The 6,799-nt window shown below is 49.8% G+C and carries 8 protein-coding genes and 1 tRNA gene; 3 read left to right on the top strand and 6 right to left on the bottom strand.

What is annotated here, in order from left to right; genetic code table 11:
• The 3 genes from BMI79_RS21505 to BMI79_RS21495 all read left to right on the top strand — a co-directional run.
• The coding region (locus BMI79_RS21505; RefSeq protein WP_208611218.1) for a hypothetical protein at positions 1–634 on the top strand (634 nt) is incomplete at its 5' end.
• Between the two features lie 3 nt (positions 635–637).
• Positions 638–991, top strand: a complete 354-nt coding sequence (locus BMI79_RS21500) for a hypothetical protein (RefSeq protein ID WP_076944198.1) — start codon at positions 638–640, stop codon at positions 989–991.
• Between the two features lie 132 nt (positions 992–1,123).
• The gene (locus BMI79_RS21495) at positions 1,124–1,756 is read left to right on the top strand and encodes a hypothetical protein (protein ID WP_076944197.1); all 633 of its coding nucleotides are present in this window, start codon (positions 1,124–1,126) and stop codon (positions 1,754–1,756) included.
• 59 nt (positions 1,757–1,815) lie between these two features.
• Here the strand turns inward: BMI79_RS21495 and BMI79_RS21490 are convergent, their stop codons facing one another.
• From BMI79_RS21490 to crl, 6 genes are all read right to left on the bottom strand, one after another.
• Positions 1,816–2,283, bottom strand: a complete 468-nt coding sequence (locus BMI79_RS21490; RefSeq protein ID WP_076944196.1) for a hypothetical protein — start codon at positions 2,281–2,283, stop codon at positions 1,816–1,818.
• Positions 2,280–3,458, bottom strand: a complete 1,179-nt coding sequence (locus BMI79_RS21485; protein ID WP_076944195.1) for a tyrosine-type recombinase/integrase — start codon at positions 3,456–3,458, stop codon at positions 2,280–2,282. Before BMI79_RS21485 ends, BMI79_RS21490 begins: the two co-directional genes overlap by 4 nt.
• A gap of 154 nt (positions 3,459–3,612) precedes the next feature.
• Positions 3,613–3,688 (bottom strand) — tRNA-Thr (locus tag BMI79_RS21480).
• A 191-nt stretch (positions 3,689–3,879) separates the two neighbouring features.
• Complete coding sequence (gene proA, locus BMI79_RS21475; protein WP_076944194.1) at positions 3,880–5,133, bottom strand: glutamate-5-semialdehyde dehydrogenase; 1,254 nt, start codon at positions 5,131–5,133, stop codon at positions 3,880–3,882.
• 9 nt (positions 5,134–5,142) lie between these two features.
• Positions 5,143–6,246 (bottom strand): glutamate 5-kinase, encoded by a 1,104-nt coding sequence (gene proB / locus BMI79_RS21470; protein ID WP_076944193.1) that lies wholly within the window; start codon positions 6,244–6,246, stop codon positions 5,143–5,145.
• Between the two features lie 112 nt (positions 6,247–6,358).
• Complete coding sequence (gene crl, locus BMI79_RS21465) at positions 6,359–6,760, bottom strand: sigma factor-binding protein Crl (RefSeq protein WP_076944192.1); 402 nt, start codon at positions 6,758–6,760, stop codon at positions 6,359–6,361.
• Between the last annotated feature and the right edge of the window lie 39 nt (positions 6,761–6,799).

Genomic DNA, 6,799 nt, shown 5'->3' with positions numbered 1-6,799 from the left:
GAGAGCAGGAGCCTATGTGGGTTCAATGTACATCGCGGGTGGTGTGAGTGCTGTAGTCGCATCAGGTGCACTGACGAAGCAGTTCGGGAAGGATGTTGCGCTCAACAATAAAGGTTCGGCTTCAGGGGCAGCAAGTTCACTTGTTAAGAACGCAGATGGGATTTATGAAGTAAAAATAAACTCAACGCCTCTGGAAGGCCATGACCGCCTGAATACGCCAGACTTACTGGGTAATGGGAAGTATAATCCTGCAGAAGCGGCGGCGGCTGCAAGGTTGGAGACCGCTTTGGGTAAACTAGAGAGGATAACGACATCTTCGACTGATAAGAATGCTGATTTCATTATTACAAGCGGGCCGTATGCAGGAAAAACAGTAGACTTAATGTATACAACTAAAAACTTATCTCAAAAAGAAATTGATGGGATCAATAAGTTTTATGAAAAGAATATGACAACATCGAAATCACCAGGAGATATACCTCATGGGCAGGATCAGATCTTACAACACCTGAAGAAAGCAGATTTAGTCCCTGTAGACTTCAGCATACTGACTCAAAAAAACCAAGCTATCTTTATGGATTTCATAAAGACATTGCCTAAAGAGCAACAAGATAAAATCATTATTATGAGGTGAGTCATGGGAGCTTATTTTGGTATTGGTTATAGAGCTTTAAATAATAACCATGGTGAGCGAAATTTAAGCGTAGTGCTAAATCGTCAAGCATCCGATGTATTGGAGGCGTTACTTGATGAAGTATTACAGGATAATTATCCTGTAATACATGAAAAAATCATGGAAATGCAGGTTCTTGACCAGATAAATTTCAATGAGTTGAATGAGTCTGAGTTCAATACAGCTATTAAGGTTATTAGGGAATGCTTAGCAGCTCGAAAGGAAACAAGCGAAGGGCAGTTATACCAAAAGCGTGTATGGGAAGAAGAAATAGAGCCACTTATTCAACAAGATGAACGCTATCAACAACAAAGTTAAGATAAAAAACCCGGCCAACTGGTCGGGTTTTTTGCTTTTACGCCCTAAAAACCTTCGCTTCCCGCCGCTGCAACCGGAGAACACCGGGCGTGGCTGTAATGCTGAGTATCAGACGTACTTTGGACAACTGAAATGAAGACGACGAAAAGAAACCATGGTTCGCCCTGGACTCTCCAAGAGTTGGAGTATGTCGAAAAACACTACAGTAAGATGTCTTGTGCCGATATTGGTGAGAGCCTGGGTCGATCGGCAAATGCGGTTCGGGCCATAGCCCAGAAACTGGGATACGCTCCGCAGAAAACACCTGATTGGTCTGACGGGGAGACGGATATTCTACGTGCAACCTATGGGACAGACCTGGAGGTTGACGAAATATGCGCAATGCTCCCCGCTAGGTCGGCTGTGTCTGTTGTTATTAAAGCCAGAAAATTGGGCTTAACCAGACCCGAACCATTTTGGCAGCAACGTGAACTTAAGATTCTCAGGAGATATTATCCGTCCGAGGGGAAGAAAGTTGTAGCCAGGTTATCAGGCAGATCCAACCATTCGGTAATATTAAAAGCAGCAAGACTAGGCATAATCTATCAGGGTAATAAAAACTACCGCAAATGGAGCGAAGATGAATTGCTTCTGCTTGCTCAAAATCACTCGCTACCAATAGCACAGCTATGTACATTGTTTCCTGAACGGAGCCTGAAATCAGTGGAGTTTGCACAAACCAAATACAGGAAGCGACAGACCAATGCAAAGTGGCCAAAATGTTGATGATCAATTCAGGTCGTTGCGGGCTGGGCAACAGATGGCAGCTATCCTGAGTCTTCTAATTAAACCTTTGGAAGGCTCGCAAATTTATCTCGCATAGTCTTAAAGTTTTCCTGCATGATTTGGCTATTCTTGTTTAAACGAGCCAGTTCAGATGCCAGAATAACCGAATATTCATGTAAATTCTTTTCCGTCAATTTACCTCTATCATCAAATACTTTAGCAATGTGGTCTCGAGTATCACTTTGGCATTGTCTATAGAAATCAGCGTTACTCTCAAGCCCGTCTAGCAATTCCTTTGCAGCTGTAGCCACTTTTGCATTAGTTTTAATTTCTTTTATTAATTCATTAATTTCACGAAGCATAGCTGCATATGCAATATCCATCTCGCGTAGCTCTTTTAGTACATTTAATTTTAGTTTTATGAAAGCATCATTTTTAGATTGCTTACGGGCTAGCCAGGCGTTAATAAAGCTAAATGCCGAAATGACCAAAGCTACACCAGATATCCAAATGCTGTAGTTACTCACCAAATTAGCCTCAACCCATCAATATAGTCCGCATACCACTGTACCATATTCCTACGCCCTTCCAAATAGAGGGCATGGTTATACGTCCCGCGAATTCTATTTTTATCTACATGAGCGATCTGTAACTCCACCCAATCGGAGTTAAAACCCTCATCGTTTAAAATAGTGCTGAACGTGTGCCGAAAACCATGCCCTACTACCCTATCTTTATAGCCGATAGCGTGGATCATTCTATTAATAGTTCCTGCGCTCATCACGCTTGACGGATCGTTTCTCCCCGGAAACATATTCGCAAAACGGCCTGTCAATTTCTGCAAATCCCGTAATAAAATAATTAGCTGGTCCGACAACGGCACAAGGTGTGGCCGGTCCATCTTCATTACAGTTGCGGGGAACTCCCACAACCTGTTATCAAAATCGACCCACTCCCACTGAGAGTGGCGCAACTCATGTGTGCGTAACCCCCCAAGCATCATTATTTGAACGCCTAACTTTGGTAAAGAGCTACCGCCGTAGTTCTCTACCGCAGTCAAAAAATCGGGTATTTCCGCCGCAGTCAGGAACGGAAAGGATTCTCCCTCGTGGCCTTCCATTGCGCTATTGAGTTCGCTAACCGGGTTGTACTTTGCCCGCCCGGTCGCAACCGCATACCGGAATACTTCCCCACACCAACGCCGGGTTTTTGCTGCTTTCTCAGTTGCGCCGCGTGCCTCTATTTTGCGCAGCGCTTTTAGCATCATCACAGGCTCAATGTCGATCACTGCCAAGGCACCCACCGCGGGATAAATATCTTTTTTGAAGGCTTCCAAAATGTCGGCAGCATAACCAGTACTCCAGCGTGGCGATTTAAACGCGTGCCATTCTTCCGCCATTTCACGAAAGGTTATAGACTTTGCGGCTAATGCAGCGACACCGTAGTTTTTAGCTTTAACAGGATCTACACCGGCGGCAACGTTCTGCCGTGCCTCATCGCGCTTTAATCTGGCGGTGGCCAAAGATACCGCAGGGTAAACACCTATAGCGAGTAGCTTTTCCTTGCCAGCAAACGTGTAACGATAACGCCAATACTTGGCTCCGTTGCTTTTCACCAGCAGGAACAGCCCGTTACCATCTGGTAGCTTATAATCTTTGTCACTAGGCTTCGCCGTTTCTACCTGTCGCGCGTTGAGTTTCATTGGTACCCGCCATCAAACCTGGATACCCGATTTTGTACCCGTTAACGCGCCAGATTGCAATGGGTTAGTGTAGACCGCATTGGACAATGAAAATCATGAAAACCAATAAAATCAACGCAAAATGGATTTTCTTGGAATGCTTTGGAGGGGTTAGTGGTGCCGATAATAGGAGTCGAACCTACGACCTTCGCATTACGAATGCGCTGCTCTACCAACTGAGCTATATCGGCTTTGGGCCGGGCATACAGATGCATGCCGGAATACGCTGAACAAATTATGCAAAAGCACGGGATGAGTCAATAGGCCGCTGCTCATCTGCTGCATTTCACATCAACCCTATGCTTACTGTGGCTTAAATGCAACGCCGATTGCCAGCGGTTCCAGGGGCACAGCGTCCCCCCTTTCTACCCCAGCAACAGCATTAACTGCGAACCAGATCGTCGCCGTAACCAATCCATTTATAGGTGGTGAGCGCATCCAACCCCATCGGGCCGCGAGCGTGCAGCTTCTGGGTGCTCACCGCGACCTCGGCCCCTAGACCAAACTGTCCGCCGTCGGTAAAACGGGTGCTGGCGTTGACGTACACGGCCGCAGAATCCACCGCGCGCACAAAATATTCGGCGTTACTCAGCGAACGCGTCAGAATCGCATCCGAATGACTGGTGCCGTGGGTGCGGATATGTTCGATCGCCTGATCGATATCGTCTACCAGCGTCACATTCATATCCAGCGACAGCCATTCATCGTCGTAGTCTTTCGCTTCTACCGCAACTGCCCGTGCAGGGCCTTCATGCAGCAAAGGCATAGCGTTATCGCTGGCGTGCAAAGTCACCCCAACGGCCGCCATGCGCGCACTCAGCGCAGGCAAGAAACTGTTGGCAATAGTGCGGTTTACTAACAACGTTTCTAACGAGTTACAGGCGCTTGGCCGCTGGATCTTGGCGTTTTCAATCACCGTCAGCGCTTTGTCATAATCGACGCAGTCATCAACGTAGATATGGCACACGCCAATGCCACCGGTGATCACCGGAATCGTTGACTGCTCGCGGCACAGTTTATGTAAACCGGCACCGCCACGCGGGATCAGCATGTCGACATAACGATCCATACGCAGCAACTCGTTTACCAGTTCGCGATCCGGGCTTTCGATCGCCTGCACCGCTGCGGCTGGCAGGCCACATTGTTCGAGCGCTTGCTGGATCACTTTCACCGTTGCCTGATTGGTATGGTGCGTCTCTTTGCCACCGCGCAAAATCACCGCATTGCCGGTTTTCAGGCACAGACTGGCAACGTCGATAGTCACATTGGGGCGCGCTTCATAGATCACGCCGATCACACCGAGCGGCACGCGGCGGCGTTCCAGCTTCAGGCCGCTGTCCAACAGGTTGCCGTCCAACACCCGGCCCACCGGATCGCTAAGGCGGCATACCTGACGCACATCGTTAGCGATCGCGGCCAGGCGGGCAGGCGTCAGCAACAGGCGATCCAACAGGGCCTCACTCATCCCCGCCTCACGCGCTTGTGCCATATCCCGCTCGTTGGCCTGCAGAATCACTTCGCTGTTGGCTTCTAACCGATCGGCCATTACCGCCAGCACCTGGTTTTTCTTTGCCGTGCTCAGCACCGCCAGTTGCCAGGAAGCCTGCTTCGCGGCCTTCCCCATCTGCTCAAGCATGCTTACTCCTTAGCTGACAATCATATCGTCGCGGTGGACTGCCACCGGGCCATATTCATAACCCAAAATTTCGTTGATTTCTTGCGAATGATGCCCGGCAATCATGCGCATCGCATCGCTGTTATAGCGGCTGACGCCATGAGCCAGATCGCGGCCCGCCAGATTGCAGATGCGGATCACTTCACCACGGGAAAAATCGCCTTTAACGTCACGTATGCCTTTTGGCAACAGTGAACTGCCGCGCGCCATCATCGCTTCTATCGCACCGTCATCTACGGTGATCTCACCCGCAGGTGGTGCACCAAAGATCCAACGTTTACGGTTCTCCAGCGGGGTTTCCAGCGCGTGGAAACGGGTGCCCACTGGGTTGCCTGCGATCACATCGGCCACCACGCCTGGCCTGCTGCCCGCAGCGATAATCACATCAATACCCGCACGGCAAGCCACGTCGGCGGCCTGCAACTTGGTGCCCATGCCGCCGGTCCCCAGGCCAGATACGCTGTCGCCAGCAATAGCACGCAGTGCATCATCAATGCCATGCACTTCACGGATCAGCTCCGCCGTAGGGTTGTTGCGTGGATCGGCGGTGTACAAGCCCTGCTGATCGGTCAGCAGCAGCAGTTTATCGGCGCCGGCCAGAATCGCCGCCAGGGCCGAAAGGTTGTCGTTATCGCCAACTTTGATTTCTGCCGTCGCCACTGCGTCATTTTCATTGATCACCGGCACGATACGGTTATCCAGCAGCGCGCTCATAGTGTCACGCGCGTTGAGGAACCGTTCGCGATCTTCCAGATCGGCTCGCGTCAGCAGCATCTGCCCAATATGAATGCCGTAAATGGAAAATAGCTGTTCCCACAGTTGGATCAGGCGGCTTTGCCCCACCGCCGCCAATAACTGTTTGGAAGCAATAGTGGCGGGCAGTTCGGGGTACCCCAGGTGTTCACGCCCGGCAGCAATCGCCCCGGAGGTAACAATCACAATGCGATGGCCCGCGGCATGCTGCTGCGCGCACTGGCGCACCAGCTCAACAATATGGGCACGGTTCAGACGCAGCGATCCGCCGGTCAACACGCTGGTGCCCAATTTCACAACCAATGTCTGGCTGCTGCTCATAATATCTCTGCCATTGAAATAAGAAGGGAATGCAAAGAACTTTGTAACAGGAGACACGCGTTATGCCAACAGGCACAACGCGATTTCAGCGCAATTATGAAATGAAAATGATCTAGGCGGAAAGTTTTAACGGTTTCTCATTAAAATCATCGGCAGGCTCCAGCACCAACTCCAGGCTGGTCATCAGTTCCCCCAGGCGATGATGGAAATCGCGCAGTGTGGTTTCCAACTTTTCCTGTACTTCACCATCTTTAATCTTTTCAGCCTTCCATTGCCCATCTTTGTTGAACAAGCCAAAGTGATAAGCGTAGGTAAAGCGAGATTGGTCGGCCTGCAGATCAAGCCACCATCCCCAGAACTCACGCTTTTCCGGCGCAGGCTTGATATTGACGCAAACCGCTAAACAATCAAAGAAAAAATGGTCATTCTCACATTTGCTTTCGCGCAGATAAGGCCCCAGGCTGGCAAAGCGTTTCATTAACCGGCTCTTAGGATGGCCACTTGGTAACGTCATTCTTTAACCTCCTCAATGTAGGTAGACCATCCTTTTTAG

This window comes from Serratia oryzae, from assembly GCF_001976145.1.
Classification (GTDB): domain Bacteria; phylum Pseudomonadota; class Gammaproteobacteria; order Enterobacterales; family Enterobacteriaceae; genus Chania; species Chania oryzae.
The sequence above is the reverse complement of the archived record's forward strand: the minus strand, read 5'-3'. Positions and strand labels throughout refer to the sequence as shown.